General features: G+C 75.8%; 20 protein-coding genes and 1 pseudogene. 10 read left to right on the top strand and 11 right to left on the bottom strand.

The features are described 5' to 3' along the window. The 7 genes and pseudogenes from FB00_RS22915 to pnuC form a co-directional block, all read right to left on the bottom strand. A pseudogene (locus FB00_RS22915) lies at positions 1 to 912 on the bottom strand (AMP-dependent synthetase); the annotation flags it as partial. Between the two features lie 22 nt (positions 913 to 934). Continuing rightward, on the bottom strand, positions 935 to 1546 hold the full coding sequence (locus FB00_RS21325) for a hypothetical protein (protein ID WP_052877772.1): 612 nt from the start codon (positions 1544 to 1546) through the stop codon (positions 935 to 937). Continuing rightward, the gene (locus FB00_RS18255) at positions 1536 to 3512 is read right to left on the bottom strand and encodes a hypothetical protein (protein ID WP_156186458.1); all 1977 of its coding nucleotides are present in this window, start codon (positions 3510 to 3512) and stop codon (positions 1536 to 1538) included. Before FB00_RS18255 ends, FB00_RS21325 begins: the two co-directional genes overlap by 11 nt. Next, the gene (locus tag FB00_RS18260; protein WP_197088856.1) at positions 3509 to 4732 is read right to left on the bottom strand and encodes a hypothetical protein; all 1224 of its coding nucleotides are present in this window, start codon (positions 4730 to 4732) and stop codon (positions 3509 to 3511) included. Before FB00_RS18260 ends, FB00_RS18255 begins: the two co-directional genes overlap by 4 nt. Continuing rightward, positions 4729 to 6333 (bottom strand): MoxR family ATPase, encoded by a 1605-nt coding sequence (locus FB00_RS18265; RefSeq protein ID WP_047234346.1) that lies wholly within the window; start codon positions 6331 to 6333, stop codon positions 4729 to 4731. Before FB00_RS18265 ends, FB00_RS18260 begins: the two co-directional genes overlap by 4 nt. Positions 6334 to 6415: 82 nt before the next feature. Continuing rightward, entirely contained in the window at positions 6416 to 7543 is a 1128-nt protein-coding gene (locus FB00_RS18270) for an AAA family ATPase (RefSeq protein ID WP_047234347.1), read from the bottom strand. Continuing rightward, complete coding sequence (gene pnuC / locus FB00_RS18275) at positions 7540 to 8181, bottom strand: nicotinamide riboside transporter PnuC (RefSeq protein WP_047234348.1); 642 nt, start codon at positions 8179 to 8181, stop codon at positions 7540 to 7542. The genes FB00_RS18270 and pnuC overlap by 4 nt, the downstream gene beginning before the upstream one ends. Positions 8182 to 8333: 152 nt before the next feature. Between pnuC and FB00_RS18280 the strand changes: the two genes are divergently transcribed. Next, a complete protein-coding gene (locus FB00_RS18280; RefSeq protein WP_047234349.1) occupies positions 8334 to 8777 on the top strand; it encodes an OsmC family peroxiredoxin in 444 nt (147 codons plus the stop codon). Between the two features lie 103 nt (positions 8778 to 8880). Here FB00_RS18280 and FB00_RS18285 read toward each other — a convergent pair whose 3' ends face one another. Both FB00_RS18285 and FB00_RS21330 read right to left on the bottom strand, forming a co-directional pair. Further along, positions 8881 to 9924, bottom strand: coding sequence for an NAD-dependent epimerase/dehydratase family protein (locus FB00_RS18285; protein ID WP_047234350.1), 1044 nt, complete (start codon positions 9922 to 9924; stop codon positions 8881 to 8883). Positions 9925 to 9987: 63 nt separating this feature from the next. After that, the gene (locus FB00_RS21330; RefSeq protein ID WP_052877774.1) at positions 9988 to 10698 is read right to left on the bottom strand and encodes a TetR/AcrR family transcriptional regulator; all 711 of its coding nucleotides are present in this window, start codon (positions 10696 to 10698) and stop codon (positions 9988 to 9990) included. 115 nt (positions 10699 to 10813) lie between these two features. Between FB00_RS21330 and FB00_RS18295 the strand changes: the two genes are divergently transcribed. From FB00_RS18295 to FB00_RS18305, 3 genes are all read left to right on the top strand, one after another. Then, positions 10814 to 11575, top strand: coding sequence for a hypothetical protein (locus FB00_RS18295; protein ID WP_047234351.1), 762 nt, complete (start codon positions 10814 to 10816; stop codon positions 11573 to 11575). Then, positions 11572 to 13674: a YhgE/Pip domain-containing protein gene (locus tag FB00_RS18300; protein ID WP_047234352.1), complete on the top strand. Its 2103-nt coding sequence runs from the start codon at positions 11572 to 11574 to the stop codon at positions 13672 to 13674. Before FB00_RS18295 ends, FB00_RS18300 begins: the two co-directional genes overlap by 4 nt. A gap of 758 nt (positions 13675 to 14432) precedes the next feature. After that, entirely contained in the window at positions 14433 to 17351 is a 2919-nt protein-coding gene (locus FB00_RS18305; RefSeq protein ID WP_047234367.1) for an FAD-binding and (Fe-S)-binding domain-containing protein, read from the top strand. Between the two features lie 52 nt (positions 17352 to 17403). Here FB00_RS18305 and FB00_RS21335 read toward each other — a convergent pair whose 3' ends face one another. Continuing rightward, on the bottom strand, positions 17404 to 17913 hold the full coding sequence (locus FB00_RS21335; RefSeq protein ID WP_052877775.1) for a DUF6174 domain-containing protein: 510 nt from the start codon (positions 17911 to 17913) through the stop codon (positions 17404 to 17406). A 151-nt stretch (positions 17914 to 18064) separates the two neighbouring features. Between FB00_RS21335 and FB00_RS18315 the strand changes: the two genes are divergently transcribed. Together FB00_RS18315 and FB00_RS18320 are read left to right on the top strand one after the other, a co-directional pair. Beyond that, entirely contained in the window at positions 18065 to 19864 is a 1800-nt protein-coding gene (locus FB00_RS18315) for an oleate hydratase (RefSeq protein ID WP_047234353.1), read from the top strand. 31 nt (positions 19865 to 19895) lie between these two features. After that, on the top strand, positions 19896 to 20288 hold the full coding sequence (locus FB00_RS18320; RefSeq protein WP_047234354.1) for a hypothetical protein: 393 nt from the start codon (positions 19896 to 19898) through the stop codon (positions 20286 to 20288). On the opposite strand, the gene FB00_RS18325 is transcribed toward FB00_RS18320, so the two are convergent. Then, positions 20269 to 21804: a PLP-dependent aminotransferase family protein gene (locus FB00_RS18325; protein WP_047234355.1), complete on the bottom strand. Its 1536-nt coding sequence runs from the start codon at positions 21802 to 21804 to the stop codon at positions 20269 to 20271. The two genes, FB00_RS18320 and FB00_RS18325, sit on opposite strands and share 20 nt — an antisense overlap. A gap of 109 nt (positions 21805 to 21913) precedes the next feature. Between FB00_RS18325 and FB00_RS18330 the strand changes: the two genes are divergently transcribed. The 4 genes from FB00_RS18330 to FB00_RS18345 are packed head-to-tail and all read left to right on the top strand — an operon-like array spanning position 21914 to position 24918. Further along, a complete protein-coding gene (locus tag FB00_RS18330; RefSeq protein ID WP_047234356.1) occupies positions 21914 to 22897 on the top strand; it encodes an aldo/keto reductase in 984 nt (327 codons plus the stop codon). A 59-nt stretch (positions 22898 to 22956) separates the two neighbouring features. Then, a complete protein-coding gene (locus FB00_RS18335) occupies positions 22957 to 23499 on the top strand; it encodes a GNAT family N-acetyltransferase (protein WP_047234357.1) in 543 nt (180 codons plus the stop codon). Positions 23500 to 23539: 40 nt separating this feature from the next. After that, positions 23540 to 24157 (top strand): nitroreductase family protein, encoded by a 618-nt coding sequence (locus FB00_RS18340; RefSeq protein ID WP_047234358.1) that lies wholly within the window; start codon positions 23540 to 23542, stop codon positions 24155 to 24157. Continuing rightward, positions 24154 to 24918, top strand: a complete 765-nt coding sequence (locus FB00_RS18345; RefSeq protein ID WP_047234359.1) for a hypothetical protein — start codon at positions 24154 to 24156, stop codon at positions 24916 to 24918. Before FB00_RS18340 ends, FB00_RS18345 begins: the two co-directional genes overlap by 4 nt. The last annotated feature ends 9 nt before the right edge of the window (positions 24919 to 24927 follow it).

The following is a 24927-nucleotide window of genomic DNA, read 5'->3' on the forward strand; positions in this document are numbered from 1 at the left end:
CGCGGCCCCGCTGACGAGCCCGACCGGGTGCAGGGCGAGGCCCTGCTCCTCCGCGAGGCGGGCCAGCGCGAGGAGCGGCAGCGGCGAGCTCGACACCACCTGCGGGTCCTGCGCCGCGAGGAACGCCGCGCGGTCGCCGGGGTGCCTCCAGGCGCCGGGGTCGAGGTTCACGCGCGCCATGCTCGGGGCGGCGACACCGGGACCGCGCCGGAACCCGGTCATCGCCGACGCGTACGTGAAGGCGTCGCGCTGGTCCACCAGGTTCACCAGACCGAGGCGGCCGGGGACGGGCTCCCACGTGGCGCCCGCCGACGCGACGAGATGCTGCAGGAGCACGAGGTCCGCCGCGACGGCGACGGGGTGCAGCGGCACGCGGACCGCCGCGCCCGTGCTGCCGGAGCTCGTGCCCTCGAGCACGCGGCCGAGCGGCACGTCCACCGGGACGAACGACGCCACGTCGTGTCGCAGGTCGTCGCGCGTGACGGGCGGGACCGCGGTGAGCGGTGACCCGGCTCGGCTCTCGCCGCGGTCGCGCGCCCGGCGGTACCGCGGCACGACGGCGTGCGCCCGGTCGATGAGGGCACCCACCCACGCGGGCGGTGCGGGCGGCGACCCGTCCGCGGTGGCGGGCGGCGCGCCCCGGTACGCGGCGCGGGTGTCGGCACGGGCGTCGGGGTCGCCGGCGGCGAGGCGGGCCGCGACCTCGTCGAGCACGGGCAGGTCGTCGGGGAGCAGCCGGTCGCCGGTGACGTGGACCCAGGCGGGGGCGGCGGGGTGGTCCCGCACGGCGTCGAGCGCGGCGCGGCCGGCGTCGTCGAGCGTGGGCCAGCGCTCCGCGTCGGTGAGCGCGACCGCCGAGCCGGGGGCGTACTCGTCGAGCGTGAGGTCGGGGGCGTCGTCGGGTGTCGTCATGGAGTCCTCGTCACGAGTCTCGCTAGTAGTTCGCGTACTGCGCGGCGGCCTCCTTGGCGCGCTTCTCCGCGAGCTCGCGCGCGAGCTGCTCGGCCCGCCGCGCCTCCTGCGCCATCTCGTGAGCGATCCGGCGCTGCTCCGCCGTGCTCACGGCGGTCCACCGGTCCTGGGCCACCTCGGGGCTCTCGCCCGCGGGCCGCAGCCCGAGCTCGCGCAGCACGGCGCGGGCCAGCTCCTCGCGCGCCGTGGGCGCGTGCAGCCAGTCGTCCGGCGTCCGCAGCAGCGCCAGGGCGGGCACGGCCTGCTCGACGACCCGGACGAGCGCGCCCGGCGTCGCGGCGGCCCGGAACGCGGATGCGGCGAGCAGGTGCTCGTCGCGCAGGAGCCAGCAGACCGTCCCGGCGAGCGCCGCGTACGGGGCGTGGGTGCACAGCGCCTCGACGGCGGCGCGCTGCGGGCCGCGCAGCACGCCGACCGCGCCGCCGCCGGCGAGGAGGTCCGCGGTGTCGCCGACGAGCGCGGCGGCCACGACCACGGGGTGGTCCAGCACGTCCGGGGGCGTGTCGGCCAGGCGGTGCACGACGTCGGCGAGCGCGGGGCCCTCGACCGTGGGGCGGGTGAGGTCATCGGCCACGACGGGCTCCTTCCGGTCGGCTGCTCGCTGTCGCGCTCCTCGTCGAGGTGCTCGCCGGGGCGCCGGTCGAGGCGCCCCACAGCTCGCGCGCGAAGGCGCGGGCGAACGCGACGAGGTCCCCTTGGGTCTGCACGGCGTGGACCCGGTAGCCCACCGCGTACTCCCGTACCGTCTCGGCGCCCTTCGCCGGGACGTCCAGCACGAGCGTGCCCCCGCCCCCGGCGGCCGCGACGGCGCGCGCCGCGGTGCCCTCGTGCGGCGCGACCAGCTCGGCGTCGGGGCGAGCGCCCCACCGGATCCGGACGACGTCGTCGAACATCGAGACGACGCCGTCGTCGGAGATGACGGCGACGTGGCACGGGCGCGTGCGGGTCGGCGGGGCTCCGGTCGCCGGGTCGCCGAGGTGCGTGCGCTCCAGGAGCGGGACCGGGAACGACGTCGAGCCACCGAAGTGCGCGACGACCGCGTCGAGCACGCGGTCCTCGTCGCGCACGAACCCGTCCGTCCCGGCGACCTGCCGCGGCCCGCTCCACGTCGTCGCCTGCACACGGGCGCCGGCGCGCAGGGCCGAGAGCGCGAGGACGGCCCCGGCGAGCGCGATCGGCGCGACCCGCCGCGTCGGGTCGGGCATGGAGCCGGACGAGTCGAGGTAGAGGTCGAGGTCGACGGGCACGCGGTCGGGCTCGTCGCCCGTGTCCTCGTCGACCGACCGGCGCACGGTCGTGAACCCCGGTACGACGACGGGCGAGCGCAGCAGCGTCCCCGTCCAGTCCACCTCGCTCAGCTCGTCGCCCACGTCCCACTGCTCGTGCGCGCCGAGCAGCGGTTCCGTGGCGCGCACGTGCTCGCGCACGGGGAACGGGACGAGCAGGGGCGCGGCGTGCTCGCGGTACCAGCGTCGGGCCGACGCCGCAGCGTCCGTCGTGAGCCCGAGCAGCCGGAGCGTCGCGTCGTAGTCCGCCGGTGCGAGCGCCTGGCCGGTCGCGTCGTGCGCGCCCTCCCCGTCCGACCCGGGGACCTGCTGCGCGGTGTCCGGTCGCGCCGGGGGGTCGTCGTCCGCGCCCAGCCCGAGGTCCCCGACGACGCGCGGGTCGAGCGCGGGGTGGCGCACGGGCTCGACGGCGCGCGGGTCGGTCGCGAGCCCGCCCGGGACCGCCCCGGCCACCTCGTCCTGGCCGCAGACCACCTGGGGCAGCGTGGACCGCCGACGCCGGAGGTGGCGCCGGCGGGCCTCGCGGTCACCGTGCTCGGGGCGTGCCCGGCGGCGCGTGTCCTGCGCGGTAGCCCGCGACCCCGCCTCCGACGCGAGCAGCGTGCGCAGCAGCGCGGCGAACCCCGCGGCGCCGCCGACGGGGTCGTCCGCGTAGGCGCGCACGAGCCGCGCCACGAGCGTCGCCTCACGCTCGGCCACCGGGACGTCGGACGACGTGAGGTCGCCGCGTGGCAGGCCCCAGAGGATCTCGTCCGCGCGCAGCACCGTCTGCATGACGGTGCTCGTCCCCGGCCCCAGCGCGCGCCACAGCCCGGCGAGGTCGATCCCGGCGCGGCGCTGGAGGCGGTCGTTGATGAGCAGGTCGCTCCACAGGTTGGCGGTGAGCGGCGCGAGCTGGTCCTGGTCCACGAGCCCGGCGCGCGTGCGAGCGACGAGGAGGGCGCTCGTCGTGAGGTCGCCGGGGGAGAGCACGTGGTGCCCCACCTCGTGCGCGAGGACCGCGACCGCGTGGTCCTCGATGCCCAGCTCCACGACCTCGGCGAGGTCCACGTGGACGCTCACGCGCGTCGTCGAGAACCACGCGAACGACCCGACCCCTTCCGGGGCGGTGCCGGGGCCGTGCAGCGTCGGGGCGCCCAGGCGCGTGAACCGCCCCCAGGCCGCGAGCGCCTCGGGCCACGCGGCGTGCCACCGCTCGCGCAGCGCCCCGAGGTCGGGCGGCGCGCCGGGGCGGTCCGGTGCCGCGGCGCTCACCGGGGCCACCGCACGAGGAGGACGTCGTACGAGCCGGTCCGGCTCAGCAGCGCGAGCCGGCCCGACGGCGTCTCGACCACCGCGGCGCCGCTCACGTCGCTCAGGACGTCGTCAGGGGCCGGTGCGGTCGCACGCGTGCTGGCGGGACCGTGGTCCGACCCGTGGAGGCCCTGGTCGACGGCGTCGGGCCCCGGCGGGGTGACCGTGCCCGTCGCGTGGTCGCCGGCGCCCGGCGCGCGCGCGACGAACGCGCCGTGGACGTCGGCGACGAGCGTCCACTCGACCGTCTCGTCGCCGGTCGCGGCGGCGTCGCCGGCCCGCGGCCCGTCGCCGGTCGAGAGCAGCACCCAGCGCACGCCCGGGTGGCGCGCGTCGGCACCGACGACCAGCGCGGGCGACCGCCACGGGCCGCCGAACCCGCGGAAGCCGCCGAACCGCCCCAGGACCCGGGCGGGTCCGGGAGCACCCGGCAGGCGGACCCACCTCGTGCCGCCCGGCTCGTCGCTCTGCGGGGAGGCGGGCCACCACCACGGGTCCGCGGCGTGGCGGTCGAGCACGGCCCGCAGTTCGGCGGGACCGGTCTGCGCGTCCGCGCCGGTCACCGGGAGCGAGAGCGCGGCCCGCGCGACCTGCGCCGGGAGCGAGCGCGCGGCGTCGAGCGCCGCGTCCCGGTAGCGCACGAGGCCGCTGCGCCACGCGGCGACGAGCACCGCCCCCCGGACGGTGCCGGCCGCCGGCGCACCCGGAGCTGCGGCGGGCGACGCCGCGGCGGCGGCCACGACGCGCGCCGCCCAGCCGGCGACGTCCCCCCGCGACCCCGGGCCGCCGCCGACGGCACGCGCGCCGTCGACGACGGCCGTGACCGTGACGGCGGGCGCCGCAGCGAGCCACGGCCCCAGGCGCGGCACCAGGTCGAGGACGGCGTGCCGCTCCGGACCGCCGACGCGCCAGCGCCGCGCCGCCACGAGCCGCGCGACCGCGTCGACGAGCGCGTCGCACGTCGCCGCGAAGGCGTCGGCCCCGAGCGGGCCGGCGAGCGGGTCCGCCGCGACGGCCGCCTCGCGCACCGCCTCGGCGAGCACGTCCCGGTCCGCGCCGAGCGCGAGGGCGCGGGCGAGCGCCGCGTCGTAGCGCTCGCGCGCCGCCAGCGCGCGGGACGAGAACGCGGTCGGCGCGACCTCGCGCGGCCCCGGGGAAGGACCGGTGGCGACCCCGGTCACGCGCCGCTCCAGCGCAGCCACGCGAGGTAGTTCGTGTACCGCTGGTGGGCGTACTTGAGCGCGAGCGCGTCCTCGTACACGTGGCCGTGGAGCTTGGCGTGCTTCTCCCACGACGCGAGGACCTGCTCGATCCGGGCGAGCCGGCGCAGCACGTCTGCCTCGGGCAGCCCCTCGAACCCGGCCGCGACGTCCGCGAGGACCGTCCCCACGTCGTCCTGGTCGTCGAGGCCCGCGGCGTCGTACTGCCGGCACGCCGTGTCGAACAGGTCGCGGATCCAGGACACGCGGTCCGAGCGCAGCGGCTCCCGCTCGCGGTCGTCGAACGGTGCCGACTGCAGGTCGGGGAGCAGCTTGTCGTGCAGGACGAACGGGAGCACCGCGCGCAGGTCCGCGAGCTCCACCTCGGCGTCCCCGCGGAAGTACGCCATCGCCTTCGCGTACGCGACGAGCGACTGGAGCGCGCGCACCGACAGGCCGTTGAGCGTCTGCGCGCCCACGTCGCCCAGGCGGTCGCGGCCCGTGTCCGCCGTCGCCACGAGGTGCGGGTCCACGCCCGCGACCCGCGCCGTGTCCTTGGTCCGGTACTCGAACTGCCAGCCCGCGCGCTCCAGCACCTCGAGCTGGCTCGCGAAGAACTCGAGGCGACGGCGCACCGGCTCGGGGAACGGCACGGCGAGGATCGCGGCGTGCAGCGCGTCGTGCTCGGCGGCGTCGAACACGATCTCCGGCGGCACGTTCTCCTCCGGGCGCACGCGCCGCTCCGCCCGGGCCACGAGGTCGCCGAGGAAGCGGTTGTTGAACGGCAGCGCGTGCACGACGACGTCGATGCGGTCCCGCAGCGCGTCCACCACCTGGTACGTGCCGCCGCCCGCGTCGTCGTTCGCCGTGAGGTACCAGGCGGCGTCGCCCGTCTCGTAGACCTGGTCGTAGACCTCGACGTACCCGTCCGCGAGCACCGTGAGCAGCGCCGACTGCGTGCGCGTCGGGATGCGGTTGTACTCGTCGACGATCTTCACGCGCATGCCCAGCCACGAGCGCCACGCGACGTCCACGTCCGCGAGGCTGTCCGCCTGCACGAGGTCCTTGGGCAGCGGGGTGCCGAACAGGTCCGACACCGTGAGCTGCGGGTGCCCGTGCTGCATCGCGCGGCGCACCTCGCGCACCGGGTAGCCCGCCAGGACTCCCATGAGCACGGCGCTCGCGGTCTTCCCGCGCCCCGGCCCGCCGATCATGAGGCACCGCCCGCGCACGGCGAACGTCAGGAGCGGCAGCAGCACGAAGCTCGAGTACGACTGGTCGCTCGGCAGCGTGAGCAGCGCCTTCGAGTCGCCGAGGCGGAAGCTCGTCTCCCGCGCGCCGGGCGCCGCGAACTCGACGTCGTAGTGCGGGCTGATGATCGCGTGGTTGACGACCCAGAAGTACGCCTGGCGCAGCTTCTCGTCGAGCGGCAGGCCGCTCGGGGCCGCGCCGCCGTCGGGGCCCGCCTCGGCGACGGGCGTGCCGAACAGGTCGTCGACGCCCAGGGCGAACGGGTCGCGCGCGGCCTGCCCCGCGGGCTGCGGCCGGGTCGGCGCGGAGGACACGTGCTCGAGATCGGTCACGGGCCGATCCTGCCACCGTCGTCCGCGGGTCGTGGGGACGTCCGTGCCGGGTCTGCGAGGCTCGCCGGGGCGGGGCCGAGGATCAGAAGGCGTCGGTGCCGGCCTGGGGGAGCGGGTCGGCGACGTGGCGCGGCGTCGCGAGCAGCGGCCCGACGGCGGCCAGGGCCTGGGCGAGCCGGCTCGCCCGGTCGCCGCGCACCTCGAACCACGGGACGCCGGGGTGGGCGCCGTCAGGCGTCGGGAGCTCGGCGGGCCCGAGGTGCCGCACGACGTCGGCCGGGTCCGCCAGGCGCGGTCCGGTCGCGGCGAGGACCTCGCGGAACCGGTCCTGCATCGCGTGGCGCACGTGCTCGCCGTCGCGCAGGCCGTCCTGGACGAACGGGATCTCGTCGCCGGTGAGGACGTAGAGGTCGGGGCGGCGGGCGGCGGCGAGCGCCTCGACGGTGGGGGAGCGGTGCCCCACGTAGCGCTCGTGCCACAGGGTCGTGGCGAGCACGTCGGTGTCGCACACGAGGAGCGGCACGGGCGACACGGCGGCGCCGTCGTCCTCGCGGCGGGCCTGCTCGCGCGCGACGAGGTCGAACTCGGCGGTGTGCCACGGTGCGGCGAGGCCGCCGGGCCGGACCTCGGACCACTCGCGCCCGAACTCGAGCACGGGATCGAGGCCGAGGTGGGCGGCGAGGTCGGTCGCGAGGGTCGTCGAGCCCGTGGACTCGGCACCCAGCACGACGACGCGCCGCACGTACCAGGACCGGACCGGGGCGGGCAGCGCCCACCAGTGCGCGGCGGGGTCGGCGCGGACCGCGGAGCCGGACACGGGCAGGTGGCGGCGGTCGGGGTCGACCTGGACCCACGTCGCGTCGAACCGCCGCGCGAGCTCGACGCCGTACCGGTCGGACGTGAGCACCGCGTCGACCGGAGGGTCGTCCGGGTCGAGCAACGACCGCATGACCTTGACGTGCTCGTCCCACGCGTGCGGGTCCGCGTAGTCGACGGGGGCGTCGTCGAGCCCGTGCACGACGCGCGCACCGGGCACCTCGGCCCGCAGCCACTCGGCGCGCAGCGCGGCGGGGATCGACTCGCTCGTCGAGGCGAGCACCTGGACGGTGACGCGCTCGCAGCGCGCGAGCGCGGTGCGGACGAGGTGCACGTGGCCGGCGTGCGGCGGGTAGAACTTGCCGATCACGAGGCCGTGGGCGAGCCGGGTCACCGGGCCTGCTCCACGCCGTCGGGCACAGGGGCCGGGCCGACGGCTCGCGGTTCCGCGGTGCCCGCGGCCGGCTCGGCGCCGGGGTCGCGCCGTGCCGCCGACCACTCGCGCAGGCCCTGCACGCACAGCGCGACGAACCCCACGTAGAGCGCGGCGGTGAGCCACAGGCCCTGGCTCGCGTAGAGCCCGACGAGCACCACGTCCGTGGCGATCCACACCCACCAGTTGCCGATCCACTTGCGCCCGAGCATCGTCTGCGCGAGCAGGCTCGACGACGTCGTGAGGGCGTCCCAGAACGGCACTGCGGAGTCGGTCCAGGTGGTGAGGACGGCGACGAGCGCCGCCGTGGTCGCCGCGGCGGCGACCAGCCCGACCACCCACGCCGCGCGCGGCGTGCGGTGCACGACGAGCCGTCCCCGGTCGGTGCCGCCCCGGAGCCACCAGTACCAGCCGAGCGCGCCGAGCACGAGGTACACGACCTGGAGCCCCGCGTTCGCGTAGAGGCCCGCGCCGGTGAACAGCACGAGGAACACGACGTTGTTGGCCAGCCCGACGGGGAACGTCCACACGTTCTGCCGCACCGCGAGCCACACGCACGCGGCCCCCGTGACGAACCCCAGGATCTCCTCGACGCTCACGGGCGCTCACTCTACGGGCGTGCCGCGGACCGCCGGCGGCCGTGACGGCACTGTGACGTGCGCCGCGCTCGGCGGCAGGCGGGCCGTCGAGGCGTTACGGTCGGGACGAGCCCGGTCCCTCCCGGGCACCCCGACGTCGAAGGAGATCTCGCATGCCCACGCGTATCGCTCGTACCGCCTGGAACGGTGGACTGCAGGACGGTCAGGGCCAGGTCGAGCTGTCGAGCTCGAAGGTCGGCACGTACGACGTCTCGTTCCCGCGCCGCGCCGCGGACGACGCGGGCGGCGTCACGAGCCCCGAGGAGCTCATCGCCGCGGCGCACTCGTCCTGCTACGCCATGCAGTTCTCGGCGGTGCTCGCCGAGGCCGGTGCCACGCCCGTCTCGCTCGAGGTGACCGCCGAGGTCACGCTCGCGCCGGACCCCGCCGGCGGCTTCCAGATCCCGACGATCGCGCTCACGGTCCGCGGCGAGGTCGAGGGCATCGACGAGGCCGGGTTCCAGCAGGCGGCCGAGACGGCCAAGGCGACGTGCCCCGTGTCGAAGGCGCTCGCGAGCGTCCCGACGATCACGCTGGACGCCACGCTCGAGAGCTGACGCACGCACACCCGCGCGCCGAGCACGACATGAGGGTCGTTATCCGTGGGATAGCGACCCTCATGTCGTGCTCGGCGACGCTCGGGGCGCAGCCCGGGTGAGTTCAGCGGGGGAGGAGCGGCGGGGTCGAGGTGCCGGCGCCGTCGCGGATACCGTCGACGAGCTCGGCGAGCGTGTCCTTCGCGCCGTGGGCGGGGTGCCACCGCAGGAGCTCCCCGGCGAGGCTCGTGTCCAGCACGGGGACGCGCATCGCCATGTCGAGCCAGCCCTCGCCGACCGGCACCAGGCGGGCCCGCCACGCGGCCGCGACCGCCGTCCGCGCCGTGCCGTAGGGGACGGTGCGCAGCGAGCCGTCCGCGACGACGTCCGCCACGTCCTGCGGCGTGAGCACCGTCGGGTGGGCGACGTTGAACGGCCCCGGGTGGCGGCCCACCACGATGCGCGCGTACGCCTCGGCGACGTCCTCGGCGTGCACCACCTGGAGCCGCAGGCCGTCGGGCAGCGGGACGGTGGGCAGGGGCGCCCGGCGGAGCACGCGCGTGCCGATCGGTCCGAGGAAGTACCGCGTGATCTCGGAGGCGGCGTCGCGCTGGAACACCAGGGCCGAGCGCACGCGCGAGACGACGATCCCGCTGTGGCGGTCGACGTCGTCGAGGAGCGACTCCACGGCCGCCTTGTCCTCGGAGTACGACGATCCGGGCACGCCCTCGACGGGCCAGCCCTCGTTGACCGGGGTGTCGCGCGAGTCGCCCGCGTACGGGGCGGGCGAGTAGGCGCCGACCGACGACGCGGCGACGAGGTGCGCGACCCCGGCGCGCTGCGCGGCCTCGACCACGCGCCGCGTGCCCTCGACGTTGACGCGGCGCAGACGCTTGCGGTCGTGGCTCGGCTGGATCGCCCACGCGAGGTGCACGACGACGTCCGCCCCGGCGAACGCGGCGTCGAGCCGCTCGTCCGCGTCGGGCGCCGCGACGTCCGCGTACCGCCACGTCGCCGCGTCGTGCGGGGCGCGCACGGTGCTGGAGCCGTCGGCGCGCGGCACGCGTCGCGCGACCGCCACGAGGGACGTCACGACGGGTTCGGCCGCGAGCCGGCGCAGCACCGCCGTGCCGACGTTCCCGCTCGCCCCGACGACCACCACGCGCATGCGCTGCCTCCCGACCTCGTCCGCGCCGCCGGGTGTCCGTGTTCGGCGGCCGCTCTCCCGACGCTAGCCCGCCGCGCCCGAGTTCGCCCGGGCGATGGCGAGGACGGCACCCCGCGCGGGCTCGGGGAGCTCGGGCACGAGGACGACGGTGCTCGCGAGGACGAGCCGCTCGATCTCCGCACGGGACAGGTCGCTGCCGCCGAGCCACGCGGCGGTGACGTTCTCGACGAGCGCGACCCAGCCCGCCGCGATGAGCCGCAGGCGCGGCGAGTCCAGGGGCGGGCCGGCCGTCGTCGCGGTGACCGTCGAGGTGAGGCGGGCGACGAGGCCCTCGCGGACGCGCGCGAGCGCGTCCTGCGTCGCGTCGTCCTCGCCGAGAGCGCCCCGCCAGAGGTCCTGCCAGACGAGGCGCCGGGCCTCGACCGCGTCGAGGAACGACGCGACGGCGAGCGCCGGGCGCTCCACGAGGGGACGATCGTCCGGTGCGACGGTCGCCGCCTCGAGCCCCGCCACGGCCTCGAGCGCGACGGCCCGGCGCAGCCCGGCGGTGGACCCGAAGTAGTGGAAGACGAGCGCCTTGGACGCCCCCGCGCGCGCGGCGACGGCCGCGGGCGTGAGCGAGTCCAGGCCGTGCTCGTCGGCCTGCTGCGCGGCGGCGTCGAGCAGCTCGCGACGGCGGTCGGCGGGCTCGCGGCGGCGGCGCGAGCCGTGCGGCTGGCCCGCCGCGTCGGCGGGGGGCGGGGGATCGACGGAGGGGGCGGGCGTGCGGGGCATGACATCCGTTGTACGCCGTTGTTGACCGCGAGTCAACAAGAGGCGTAGCGTTGTTGACCGTGAGTCAACGGCGTCCTCGGTGAGGACCGGGGACCCACGAGAGGGAAGAGCCGGGATGCAGATCACGCTGACGGACGTCCGCGTCGACGGGCGGCGCGAGCCGATGCTCGAGCCGATGGACCTCGCCTGGTCCACGGGCGAGAGCGTGCTCGTCGCGGGCGAGCCCGGGCACGGGCACACCGCCCTCGCGCTCGTCGCCACGGGACGGTTCGACCCGTCCGCGGGCGAGGTCCGGCTCCTGCCGGCGAGCACGCCGTCGCGCCGCGCCGGGCGCGCGTCCCGCGGCGCCGCCGCGACCCTGCGCGACGTGACCGCCGTCGTCGACGTCCCCGGCATCAGCGAGCCCGACGACGCGCTCACCGTGTCCGACGTCGTCGCCGAGGGCCTCGCGCTCGCCGGGCGACGGTCGCTGCCCTCCGACGTGACGCGCTGGCTCGCCGACCACTCGCTCACTGCCGACCGCGCGCGGCGCCTCGACCAGGTCCCCGGGGTCGTGCGCACGGCGCTGCTCGCGGCGCTCGCGGCCGAGGACCCCGACGTCCGCTTCCTCGTGCTCACCCTCCCCGACCGCCACGGGGGCGAGCCGTCGGGCTGGTGGGAGGTCGCGCAGTCCCTCGCCGCCGCGGGCTACGGCGTCCTCGTCCAGTGCACGCGCGCGTCGGCCCGCGACCTCGGCGTCGACCTGCCCCCGGCCCGCGGCGCCTCGATCCACGAGCCGCCCGTCGTCGTGCTCCGCACCCGCCCCACCCCGCCGCCCGACCCGGACCCGGTCGAGGCACCCGCCGCTGCCGAGAACGACCCCGAGGAGGGCCGATGACCGCGATCCGCCTCGGGCTGTCCGAGCTGCGCCGCCTCGCCGCGGGCACGCTGCCGCGCCTCGCCATCCTCGCGATGGCGCTCATCCCCACGCTCTACGCCGGGCTGTACCTGTTCGCGAACCACGACCCGTACGACAAGCTCGACCAGATCCCGGCCGCGCTCGTGGTGCTCGACGAGGGCACCACGACCACCGACGCCCAGACGGGAGCGACGACGGAGCGCCACTTCGGCCGCGACGTCGCCGAGCAGCTCCTCGACGACGGCGGCTTCGGGTGGGTCGAGACGAGCCAGGTCGACGCCGAGTACGGCGTGCGGTCGGGGCGGTACGACGCCGCGCTCGTCATCGGCCCGACGTTCTCCGCCGACCTCGCGTCCGCGGGCGAGTTCGAGCCCCAGCAGGCGAGCCTCACCCTCATCACCAACGACGCGAACAACTACCTCGCGCGCACCATCGCGGACCAGATCGTCGGCAAGGTGCGCGACTCGATCGCCGAGCAGGTCGGCACCGAGGCCGCGGACACGTTCCTACGCGGCTTCGCCTCCATCCACACCAATCTCGCGGACGCCGTCGACGGCGCGGACCAGCTCCTCGACGGCGCGACGCAGCTGCGCGACGGACTCGTCACCGCCGACGACGGCGCGCACACGCTCGCCGACGGTGCCGGCCAGGCCGCCGACGGCGCCGAGCGCCTCGACGCGAGCACCGGGACGCTCGCGGACGCCGTCGGGCAACTCGACGACGGCGCCGAGTCGCTCGCGTCCGGGCTCGGCACGCTCCGGGGTGCGACGTCGTCCCTGCCCGCCCAGACCCAGCAGCTCGCCGACGGCGCCGCGCAGGTCGCGGACGGGAACGCGCAGGTCGCGCAGTACGGGCAGCAGGCCGCCGACGCGGCGGGCCAGGTGCTCCCGACGCTCGACGCGATCCGCGGCGACGTCGACGCGCAGCTCGACCAGCTCGTCGCCGACGGCGTCATCGACCAGGCGACGGCCGACCAGGTGCGGTCGCAGGTCGCGCCCGTGCTCGACCAGCAGCGCGAGCAGGTCCAGGGCGCCGTCGACCAGGTGACCGCGGCGTCCGGGAAGCTCGACCAGCTCGCCGACGGCTCGCGCCAGGTGTCCGACGGCGCGGCGCGGCTCGCGGCCGCGACGCCCCAGCTGACCTCCGGCATCGCGAGCGCCGCCGACGGCGCGGACCGCCTCGCCGACGGCACCGGGCAGCTCGCCGCCGCGACCCCGCAGCTCGTGGACGGCGTCTCGCAGCTCGCCGACGGCACGCGCCAGGTGTCCGACGGCGCGACCTCCCTCGCGGACGGGACGTCGCAGCTGCGCGACGGGTCGGGCGAGCTCGTCGACGGCGTCACGCAGCTCCGCGACGGGCTCGCCGAGGGCCTCGGGCAGGTGCCGGACCTCGACGAGCAGACGCGCCAGGACACGGCCGAGACCATCGGCAACCCCGTCTCCGTCGAGAACGAGGCGCTCTCCTCCGCCGGCACCTACGGCGGCGGCCTCGCGCCGTTCTTCCTCTCGCTCGCGACGTGGATCGGCGCCTACGTGCTGTTCCTCCTCGTGCGCCCGCTGTCGTCGCGCGCCCTCGCCGCCGGGCGGTCCGGCCTGGCCACCGCCCTGGGCGGGTGGCTCACCCCGGCCGCGATCGGCGTCGTGCAGGTCGCGGCCATGTTCACCGTGACCAAGTTCGCGCTCGACATCGACCCGGTGCACGGCGTCGGGACCGCGCTGTTCCTCGTGCTGGTGTCCGCGACGTTCGTCGCGATCCTCCAGGCGCTCAACGTCTGGCTCGGCGCGGCCGGCCAGTTCCTCGGGCTCGTGCTCATGCTCGTCCAGCTCGTCACCGCGGGCGGCACGTTCCCGTGGCAGACCATCCCGCAGCCGCTGCGCTCGATGCACCAGTTCCTGCCCATGACCTACGCCGTCGAGGGACTGCGCCAGCTCCTGTACGGCGGGAACATGGCGACGGTGACGCGCGACGTCACGGTGCTCGTCGTCGTTCTGGTCACCGCCCTCGCGCTGACGACCGTCGCGGCCCGCAAGCAGCGCGTCTGGACGATCAAGAAGCTCCAGCCGGAGCTCGTCCTCTGACCCACGAGACAGAGCCCAGGTCCGCCGAGGTAGAGCCGTGGTCTGCCGAGGTAGAGGCGTGGTTCTCGTGCCCGACGGCGCGTGGTCGCCCTGGGTGGTCGGGGTGGGTGGTGGTGCCGCGTCTACCATCCGCGCCGCTCGTTCCTCGCGTCGCTCCCGTGTATTCGGTCGGGATCGTCCTGCGTTCGCAAGCTCACTCCGGACGATCCCTCGTCCAGGCCCGCCACGACGCGGCACCACCACCCACCCCGCCCGGCGTCGTCTCACCGTGGTCTTCGCTCACCTGGGCGGACTGCCCGCGGCGTCGTTCGCTCACGGCGGGTGGCGACCCGCCCGCGGTGGGCGACCGGCCGCCGTCGGGCAGCAGGGGCCCATGCCGGCCGCAACCTCGGCCGTGTTAGGGGACCACGCGCCGTCCGGCATGACCAGGCCTCGACGTCGGCGGACCAGGCCTCGACGTCGGCGGACCACCCTTCTACCTCGACGGACCAGGCCTCTACCTCGATCAACAAGGGCTCTACCTCGGCAGATCGGCTGTCAGGGGGCGGACGGTCGCGGAGGTCGGGGCGCGAGGGTGCGAGAATCGCGACGTGTCCGCTGAGATCGACGCCACCCCGACCCCTGCCCCGCAGCACGACGGGAACGGTTCGCGGCGGTCCGGCTCCCGCGCGACGACGTCGCCGGAGGCGGAGCGCGCGGCCGCTCTCCGCGAGGCCGAACGCGCGGCCGACGTCGCGCGCACGGCGCTCGCCGAGGCGCTGCGCACGGTCGTGCGCGGCGGGGTGGACTCCTCCACGCGGCGCCGGGCCGAGTACTCGACGGACGCGTCGAACTATCGCGTCGTGCCCGAGGCCGTCGTGTATCCGCAGGACGCGGACGACGTCGTCGCCGCGCTCGACGTGCTGCGCGAGCTCGAGGTGCCGGTCACGGCACGCGGCGCCGGGACGTCGGTCGCGGGGAACTCGATCGGGCCGGGCGTGGTCCTGGACTTCACGCGGCACGTGAACCGCGTGCTCGACGTCGACCCGGAGGCGCGCACGGCGCGCATCGAGCCGGGCGTCGTGATGTCGGCGCTCCAGCAGCAGGCCGCGCCGCACGGGCTGCGGTTCGGGCCGGACCCGTCGACGCAGAACCGCGCGACGCTCGGCGGCATGATCGGGAACAACGCGTGCGGGCCGCACGCCGTCGCGTACGGGCGCACGGTCGACAACGTGATCGAGCTCGACGTCGTCGACGGCCACGGCCGCCGCTTCACCGCGGGCAAGGGCGACCCGACGTTCGCAGCGGTCCCCGGGCTCGCGGAGCTCGTCCGCGAGAACCTCGCGCTGATCCGCACGGAGTTCGGGCGGTTCGGGCGCCAGGTGTCGGGGTACTCGCTCGAGCACCTGCTGCCGGAGAACGGGTCAGACCTCGCGAAGGCGCTCGTCGGCACCGAGGGCACGCTCGTGACGATCCTCGAGGCGACGGTCCGCCTGGTGCCGGTGCCGTCGAAGCCGACGCTCGTCGTGCTGGGCTACCCGGACATGCCGTCCGCGGCCGACGACGTCCCGACCTTCCTGAACCTCAGCCCGCTCGCGGTCGAGGGCCTCGACGCGCGGCTCGTCGACGTCGTGCGTCGCGCCAAGGGCGACGCGTCCGTCCCGCCGCTGCCGCCGGGCGCCGGCTGGCTCATGGTCGAGGTCGGGGGCGCCACCCCCGAGGAGGCGATGGCGAACGCGGAGGCGATCGTCGCGGCGTCGGGCAGCGAGGCCACGATGATCCTGCCCGCGGGACCCGAGGCGACCAAGATGTGGCAGATCCGGGCCGACGGCGCGGGGCTGGCCGGACGCACGCCCGCGGGCGAGCAGGCGTGGCCGGGCTGGGAGGACTCCGCCGTCCCGCCGGAGAAGCTGGGCGACTACCTGCGCGACCTCGACGCGCTCATGGCGCGCTACGGCGTCGACGGCCTGCCGTACGGGCACTTCGGCGACGGGTGCGTGCACCTGCGCATCGACATCCCGCTCGAGGCGTCGGGGTCGGTGCTGCGCACGTTCATGCTGGAGGCGGCCGAGCTCGTCGCGAAGTACGGCGGCTCGCTCTCGGGCGAGCACGGCGACGGCCGCGCACGCTCGGAGCTGCTCCCGGTCATGTACAGCCCCGAGGCGATCGCGCTCATGGAGCAGTTCAAGGCGCTGTTCGACCCGCGGGACGTGATGAACCCGGGCGTCGTCGTGCGCCCGAGCGCGGTCGACGACGACCTGCGCCGCCCGCACGCGCACCCGCTGCTGTCGAAGGTCGGCGCGTCGGGGACGCCCGGGACGAGCACGGCCGCGCCCGCGAAGGTCACCAAGATCTCACGCCGCGCCGGCTACCAGGGCTTCTCGTTCGCGCACGACCACGGCGACATGACCCAGGCCGTGCATCGCTGCGTCGGCGTCGGCAAGTGCCGCGCGGACACCAGCGCCGCGGGCGGGTTCATGTGCCCGTCGTACCAGGCGACCAAGGACGAGAAGGACGTCACGCGCGCCCGCGCCCGCGTGCTCCAGGAGGCCGTGAACGGGACGCTCGTCGGCGGGCTCGCGGCGCCGGAGGTGCGCGACTCGCTCGACCTGTGCCTGTCCTGCAAGGCGTGCTCGAGCGACTGCCCCGCGGGCGTCGACATGGCGCAGTACAAGTCCGAGGTCCTCTACCGGACGTACCGCGGCAAGCTGCGCCCGGTCGACCACTACTCGCTCGGCTGGCTCCCGATCTGGGCGCGGCTCGCGACGGGGATGCCGCGCCTGGCCAACAAGCTGCTCGGGTTCCGACCGCTCGCGAAGACGGTCCTGTGGGCGGGCGGCATGGACACGCGCCGCTCGATGACGACGTTCGCCGAGGTGCCGTTCCGCACGTGGTGGAAGCGCGGCGGCGCGACCCAGGGCGTGCCCGGCCTGCGCATCGGCGAGCGGCCCGGCCACCCCGTGCGCGACGAGCGCCCCAAGGTCGTGCTGTGGACCGACTCGTTCAGCGACAACATGTCGCCGGGCGTGCCGCAGGCGGCCGTCAAGGTGCTCACCGCGGCCGGGTACGACGTCGTCGTCCCGGACGAGCAGGCGTGCTGCGGCCTCACGTGGATCAGCACGGGCCAGCTCGACGGCGCGCGCAAGCGCCTGGAGAACCTCCTGTCCGTGCTCGGCCCGTACGCCGTGAACGGCATCCCGATCATGGGGCTCGAGCCCTCGTGCACCGCCGTGCTGCGCTCCGACCTCGTGGACCTGTTCCCCGACGACCCGCGCGCCCAGGCCGTCTCCGCGGCGACGCGGACGCTCGCGGAGCTCCTCACGTCGGTCGACACCGCCCCGGGGCGCGAGTCCGGGTGGCGCGTGCCGGACCTGTCGGACGTCACCGCCGTCGTGCAGCCGCACTGCCACCAGCACTCGGTGATGGGCTTCGCCGCGGACGAGCGGCTCCTGCGCGACGCGGGCGCGACGATCAAGGTCCTCGCCGGCTGCTGCGGCCTCGCGGGCAACTTCGGCATGCAGAAGGGCCACTACGAGACGTCGGTCGCCGTCGCGGAGAACGCGCTCCTGCCCGCGCTGCGCGACGCCGCCCCCGGCGACGTGTACCTCGCGGACGGGTTCTCGTGCCGCACGCAGGCCGACGACCTCGCCGGTGTGCAGGGCAAGGCCCTCGTCGAGCTGCTCGCCGAGCGGCTCTGAGCGTCGCGGGCGGCCGGCGTGCCCGACGGCGCGCGCTCGCCCGGGGCGGCCGTCAGCCGCGCGCGGGGTGCACGTCCGTGATCGCGTAGCACTCCTCGTCGTCGATCGCGCGCGGCACCGGGTCGAGCGTGAGCGACGTCGGGTAGCCCAGCTCGTCGTCGAACGCGACGTCGGTGACGACGTCGTGGCGCTCGTCGACGAGGTCGAGGAACCCGTCGATCGTGCGGCCCCCGCTCTCGACGTAGGACTCGGGGGTCATCTCCAGGTGCGCGAGGCTCGCGGAGACCGCGAGCACCTCGCCGCCTGCGACCTCGACGTCGAAGTCCCCGACGAGGGCGCGCTCGCCGCACGACGACGTGAGCGTGAACGCGTAGTCGTCGTACCCCGCCGCGGCCCACCGGTCCCGCGCGTCCGACAGCCCGGCGACCGGCCACGGTACGCCTGCGGGCGGGGCTGCGGGCGCGCACGCGGCCGCTCCGGACGAGACGGCGAGCAGCCCGCCCAGGGCGAGCGCCGCCGTCGTCGCGGACGGGCGGGGGCTGCGGCGCGGCGTCGTCTCCATGCCCTGCTCGTGTCCCGACCCGGCCCGGTCTTGCCGTGCGCTGCACGTTCGTGCACCGAGGTGCGGTCCGTGGGGCCCGGCGTGAGCATGGCAGGGGAGCGCCACCGCGGGCGGCGCTCCTTTCCTGTCGTCGGCGGTGAGAGGGAGTGGCATGTACTACTCGAGCGGCAACTACGAGGCGTTCGCGCGGCCGCGCAAGCCGGAGCGGACGGACCGGATCGGGTCCGTCCATCTCGTGGGGGCGGGGCTCGCCTCGCTCTCGGCGGCGGGCTTCCTCGTCCGCGACGGCCAGGTCCCCGGCGAGAGGATCACGGTCTACGAGCGGCTCCGGCTGCCCGGCGGCGCGCTCGACGGCATCAAGGAGCCGCGGCGCGGGTTCGTGATCCGCGGCGGGCGCGAGCTCGAGGACCACATGGAGTGCCTGTGGGACCTGTTCCGCTCCGTGCCGTCGATCGAGACCGAGGGCGTCTCGGTGCTCGACGAGTTCTACTGGCTCAACAAGGACGACCCGAACTTCTCGCTCCAGCGCGTCACCGAGGACCGCGGCAAGGACGCGCGGTTCGACAACCTGTTCCGCCTCGACGAGAAGGCGCAGAAGGAGGTCACGAAGATCTTCCTCGCCCGCCGCGAGGACATGGAGGGCAAGTCGATCGAGGACGTCATGTCGAGGCACTTCCTCGACAGCCAGTTCTGGCTCTACTGGCGCACGATGTTCGCGTTCCAGGAGTGGCACAGCGCGCTCGAGTTCAAGCTCTACCTGCACCGGTTCATCCACCACGTCGGCGGCCTGCCGGACCTCTCGGCGCTGAAGTTCACCAAGTACAACCAGTACGAGTCGATGGTCCTGCCGCTCACGCGCTGGCTCATGGACCAGGGCGTCACGTTCCGGTTCCACGTCGAGGTCACCGACGTCGACTTCGAGCTCGCGCCGGACCGCAAGGTCGCGACGCGGCTGCACCTGCTCGACCACGGGGCGGGCCACGGGACCGGCGGGGCCGCCGTCGAGCAGACGATCGACCTCGGCGAGGACGACCTCGTCATCGCGACCATCGGGTCGCTCACCGAGAACTCCGACAACGGCGACCAGCACACCCCGGCTCGCCTGGACACCGGGCCGGCGCCCGCGTGGGACCTGTGGCGGCGCGTCGCCGCGAAGGACCCGGCGTTCGGCCGGCCCGACGTGTTCAGCACCGACATCCCGCGCACCAAGTGGCAGTCCGCGACCGTCACGACGCTCGACCGGCGCATCCCCGAGTACATCGAGCGCATCTGCCAGCGCGACCCGTTCAGCGGCAAGGTCGTCACGGGCGGCATCGTCACCGCGCGCGACTCGGCGTGGCTCATGAGCTGGACGGTGAACCGGCAGCCGCACTTCAAGGCGCAGTCGCCGGACGAGATCGTCGTGTGGGTCTACGGGCTGTTCGTGGACACCCCGGGCGACTACGTGAAGAAGTCGCTCCAGGAGTGCACGGGCGAGGAGATCACGCAGGAGTGGCTGTACCACCTCGGCGTCCCCGAGGCCGACATCCCGACCCTCGCCGCCGAGGCCGCGAGCTGCGTGCCGGTGATGATGCCGTACGTCACGGCGTTCTTCATGCCCCGGCACGCGGGCGACCGGCCGCAGGTCGTGCCCGACGGGGCGCGGAACTTCGCGTTCATCGGCCAGTTCGCCGAGACGACGCGGGACACGATCTTCACCACCGAGTACTCCGTGCGCACCGGCATGGAGGCGGCCTACCAGCTCCTCGACCTGGAGCGCGGCGTCCCCGAGGTCTTCAACAGCACCTACGACGTCCGCAAGCTGCTCGCCGCGGTGAGCGCCCTGCGCGACGGTGAAGAGCTCGACATCCCCGGGCCGCGGATCCTGCGCGACCGGCTCCAGAAGAAGGTCGACGCCACCGAGATCGGCGAGCTGCTCGCCGAGTTCAGCCTCCTGTCCCACCACGAGTGACCTCGCGGCTCGGCGTGGCAGCATCGATCGCATGTCGCACCCCGAGGTCCTCGCTCGCCGCTACCTCGGCTGGCTCCTGCTGACCGAGGGCACACGGGCCGAGCGCCTGCGGGCGGAGGCAGAGGTCGGCGTCTCGGAAGAGGTGCGGAGCTGCGTCGAGCACGACGCCGATCCGTTGCCGCTGCTCGACGCGCTCGTCGCGCAGGCTGTCGCGAGCGAGGACGAGCGCCTCGTCACGAGGCTCGGGGCCGGGCTGGTCGAGGAGGCGGTCGTCGGGCGGCCCGACCTTGCCGGTCGCATCGCCGCACGATGCCGTGCCGAGCCGGCCTGGAGCGAGGTCGTGCGGGGTGCGTGGGTGGACGAGCGCCGGGCGCGCGACCTCCCGCCGCCGCTCGGCGCGCTCGTCACCGTCCTGAAGGGCTGACGCCGGTCCCGCGGGCGCTGCGGACCGCGTCGGCGAGGCGCGCGACGGCCTCGCCGACGCGGGCGTCGGCGAGGTTGCCGTACCCGAGCACGAGGGTCGTGGACCGGTCGGCGGGGCGGACCTGGTAGCGGCGCAGGTCGACGACCGTCACCTCGCGCCGCGCGGCCTCGCGCACGACGTGCGCGGCGTCGGGAGCGGGGTCGTCCGGTGCGCTCGGCAGGGAGAGGAGCGCGTGCATGCCTGCCGCGATGCCGCTCACCGCGGCGTCCGGCAGCTCGCGGGCGAGGGCGTCGAGCACGGCGTCGCGACGACGGCGGTACCGGCTGCGCGCTCCGCGCAGGTGCCGGTCGTACCCGCCCGAGGCGACGAACCTCGCGAAGGTGAGCTGGTCGACCGTGGAAGGGGCGGCCGCCGCGCCGTGCGCGGGGGAGGCGGCGCGCACCACCGACTCCCGCCAGCGTGCGGGCACGACCATCCACCCGACGCCGAACGCCGGGCTCATCGTCTTGCTCACCGACCCCAGCAGGACCACGCGCTCGGGATCGAGCTGCTGGAGCGCGGCGACGGGCCGGCGGTCGTAGCGGAACTCGGCGTCGTAGTCGTCCTCGACCACGACGCCGTCGACGGCACAGGCCCACGCGAGGACCGCCTCGCGCCGCTCGGGCGCCAGCGCGGCGCCGGTGGGGAACTGGTGCGCGGGCGTGAGCAACGCCGCGCGGGCCCCCGTCCGCCGCGACGCCGCGACGAGCGCCTCGACGTCCGCGCCCGCGTCGTCCACGGGGACGGGGACGGGGGTGAGGCCGACGCGGCCGGCGACGTCGCGCAGCACCGACCAGCTCGGGTCCTCGACGAGCAGGTGCGTGTGGCCCGCCTCGACGAGCGCCGCGGCGACGCGCGCCATCCCGTCGGTCGCGCCGCGCGTGAGCACGACGGCGTCGTCCGCCCCGGCGACGACGCGGGCCCGGCGCAGGTGGTCGGCGACGACGGCCCGCGCGTGCGGGTGCCCGGCGGGGGAGGGCTGGCCGAGGTCGTCGTTCGACGCCGTGCCCCCGGACGTGCCGAGCGCCTCCCGTGCCGCCCGCAGCCACGCGTCGCGCGGGACGTGGCGCAGGTCGGGCACGCCCGGAGCGAGGTCGAACCGGGCCCGCGCGGCGTACGTCCGGCCGGTGCCGGGCTGTCCAGGGTCCACGAGCGTGGGCGCGGGTCTGCTGCCGGCTGCGGCGGAGACGCGTGTCGCCGAGCCGGTGCGTGCGTCGAGGAAGCCCTCGGCGACGAGCTGGCCGTAGGCCTCCGTGACGACCCACCGCGACACCCCGAGCGCCTCGGCGAGCTGGCGGCTCGGTGGCAGAGCCGCCCCGACCGGGACGCGGCCGGTGTGCACCGCGTCCCGGACCGCGCGCTCGAGCCGCTCGACGCGCGACCCCGGCCCCGTCCCCAGGTCGAGCAGGGCCTCCCAGGCGAGCTCCGCCGTCGTGCCCGAACGTGTCCGCAGTGAATTGGTCTGGTCAAGCCCCATGGAATCGGACCGTACACCCGTGCCGATCTCTCCATAGCGTGGAGCACGTCATCCGGACCACGGTCCACCTCGGACCACTCGGGTCCACCACGAACCTCGGGAGACCACCATGCGGTACCGCACCATCGGCGACGGGCGCACCTCCTTCGACGTGTCGACCCTCTGCCTCGGCACGATGAACATGGGCACGCTCGTCGACGAGGACACGTCGTTCGCGATCCTCGACCGCTACCTCGAGGCGGGCGGCACGTTCCTCGACACGGCGAACAACTACAGCTTCTGGGCCGGCGGCCACGGTCGTGACAGCGAGGACCTGCTCGGCCGCTGGCTCGCGAGCCGTGGCGTGCGCGACGACGTCCGCATCGCGACCAAGCTCGGCGCGGCGAAGAAGGACCCCGCCCTGCCGCTCCAGAACGCCGAGCCCACGAACTTCCAGGGCCTGGGCGCCGACGTCGTCGCGTACGAGGCGCACGAGAGCCTGCGCCACCTCGGCGTCGACCACGTGGACGTGCTCTACGGGCACGTCGACGACCACGACACGGCGATCGCCGAGACCGTCGGCGCGTTCGGCAAGCTCCAGGCCGAGGGCGTCGTCGGCATCACGGGCATCTCGAACGTCGCGCTGTGGCGCGTCGTCGAGGCGCGGGAGGAGGCGCTGCGCCAGGGCATCGCGCCCTACGGGCTCGTCCAGCAGAACTACACCTACGCCTACCCGACGCCGGAGGTCGGCCGGCACAACTGGGCGTCGTACGAGCTGCTCGACTACGCGGCGTCCACCGGCGTCGACGGGCGCCCCCCGCTCGCCGTCACCGCCTACTCGCCGATCCTCCAGGGCGCGTACGTCCGCCGCGACAAGCCGCTGTGGGACGGGTTCGACCACCCGACCACGCGCGAGCGCATCCGCCTCCTGCACGAGGTCGCGGGCGAGCTCGGCGCGACGCCGAACCAGGTCGTGCTCGCGTGGCTCCTCGGCGGCGAGCACCCGGTGGTCCCGATCATCGGGCCCAGCACGCTCGAGCAGCTCGACGAGCTCCTGGGTGCTGCCGACCTCGAGCTCGACCCGGAGCTGCGCGCCCGCCTCGACGCCGCCTGAGCCCGCGTGTCCGCCCGGCCCGACGCCTCGGCGACGGGCCGGGCTGCCACCATGGGGCCGTGCCCACCACCGTCGTACGCGTCCGGCCGGACGACTGGCGCGACCTCCGGGACGTCCGCCTGCGCGCGCTCGCGGACGCGCCGTCCGCGTTCGGCTCGACGCTCGCGCGCGAGGTCGCCCTTCCCGACGACGTCTGGCACGAGCGCGCGGCGCAGGGCCGCACGCTCCTCGCGCGGACGGTGCTCGACGACGGCACGCCCGACGACGGCACCCTGGCCGAGGGCGACCGGTCGCCCGGTCCGGTGGTCGGCGTCGCCGCGGTCGTCCCCTCGCCCGACGACCCGACCGTGGCCGAGCTCGTGTCCGTGTGGGTCGACCCGGGCGCGCGGGGCACCGGCGTCGCGGCGGCGCTCCTGCGTTCCGCCGACGCGCTCGCCGCCGAGCTCGGGGCGCGGACGCTCGCGCTCTGGGTGACCGCGACGAACGACCGGGCGCTGCGGCTCTACGAGCGCACCGGCTTCGCGCCGACCGGTGCGACCAAGCCCCTCCCGAGCGACCCGCGCCTCGCCGAGCTGCGGATGGCTCGGCGCGTCGCCGGGTAGGGTGCGGGGACCTGCTGCCGGACCGTGCCGAGGGGGCCGCGTGGAGTTCCAGGACGTCGTCCGACGTCGACGCATGGTGCGCCGGTTCACCGACGAGCCGGTCGCGCCGGAGGCGGTCGACCGCCTCGTGCGCAACGCGGTCCGCGCGCCGAGCGCGGGGTTCGCGCAGGGGTGGTCGTTCCTCGTGCTCACCGAGCCCGACGACGTCGCGCGCTTCTGGTCCGCGAGCTCGCCCGAGCAGCCCGAGCGGAGCATGAGCGCGTGGCTCGCCGGGATGCGCACCGCGCCCGTGCTCGTCGTGGTCCTCACGTCGAAGGACGTCTACCTCGACCGGTACGCCGAGGACGACAAGGGCTGGGCCGACCGCGACGAGAACCGCTGGGCCGTGCCGTACTGGCACGTCGACGCGGGGATGGCGGCGCTGCTCATGCTCCAGACCGCCGTCGACGAGGGGCTCGGCGCGTGCTTCTTCGGCGTCGCGCCCGGCGAGGTCGCGCGGCTGCGCGCGGCGTTCGACATCCCCGACGCGTACGCGCCGACCGGGGTCGTCGCCGTCGGGCATCCCGCGGACAGAGCGACCACGGGCTCGCCGCGGCGTCGCTCGCGCAAGCCGCTCGACGACGTCGTGCACCGCGGCCGCTGGGGAGAACGACCGTGACGCGGGCGGGCCTGCGCGCCGGTGCGCTCGTCGCGGGCCTCGTGGTCGGCGTCCTCGGTGCCGGTGCCTGCACGGGGAGCCCGACGCCTGAGGGGCCGACGAGCGGGCCCTCCGCGACGCGGACGGGGGAGGCGCCCGGTGGGGGCTCGAGCGACGGCCCGACCACCACGGCGGACCCCGACGCCGCGCCGGGAGCCCCGGAAGGCCTGGGCGACCCGACGGCCGGCTCCTCCGCCGGGCCGGGTGGCGGCTCGTCAGAGCCTGCCCCCGAGATCACGAGCCTGGGCGGCGCGGCTGCCGCAGCACCGCTCGTCGCGCGTGCCGGATGGCAGGTCGTCGGAGCGAGCGGGGGGTGCGTCCTGTCGGCCCGGGGGACCGGCGACCCGGGGACACCGACGGCAGGCCCGCGCGACGCCTCCGCCGCCCTGCTCGCGGAGACGGTCACCGCGGACGGCGGCGACCCGGACGGCGCGACGCGCGACGTCCTGCTGCCGGTCGGCTCCGACGGCGGGGCCGTCCAGGGCGTCAACGCCGTCGCGCAGGACTGGACCGTCGAGTCTCCGCGGGGACCGCTGCGGGTACGGGGTGCCGCGCGCGTCGTCGCCGTGCCCGCCTTCGACGGCAGCACGACCACGCAGTCCGTCGTGCTCGCGCTGGACTGCCCCGCGCCGTTCGACGAGGGCGCGTGGCAGCACCTCCTCGCCGACGTGCGCGTCGGCCTCGTCGCGCCCGTCGAGGTCCTCGGCACCTGGCCGTCGTAGCGGCCGGTC

It is taken from the genome of Cellulosimicrobium funkei, assembly GCF_001019615.1.
Classification (GTDB): domain Bacteria; phylum Actinomycetota; class Actinomycetes; order Actinomycetales; family Cellulomonadaceae; genus Cellulosimicrobium; species Cellulosimicrobium cellulans_E.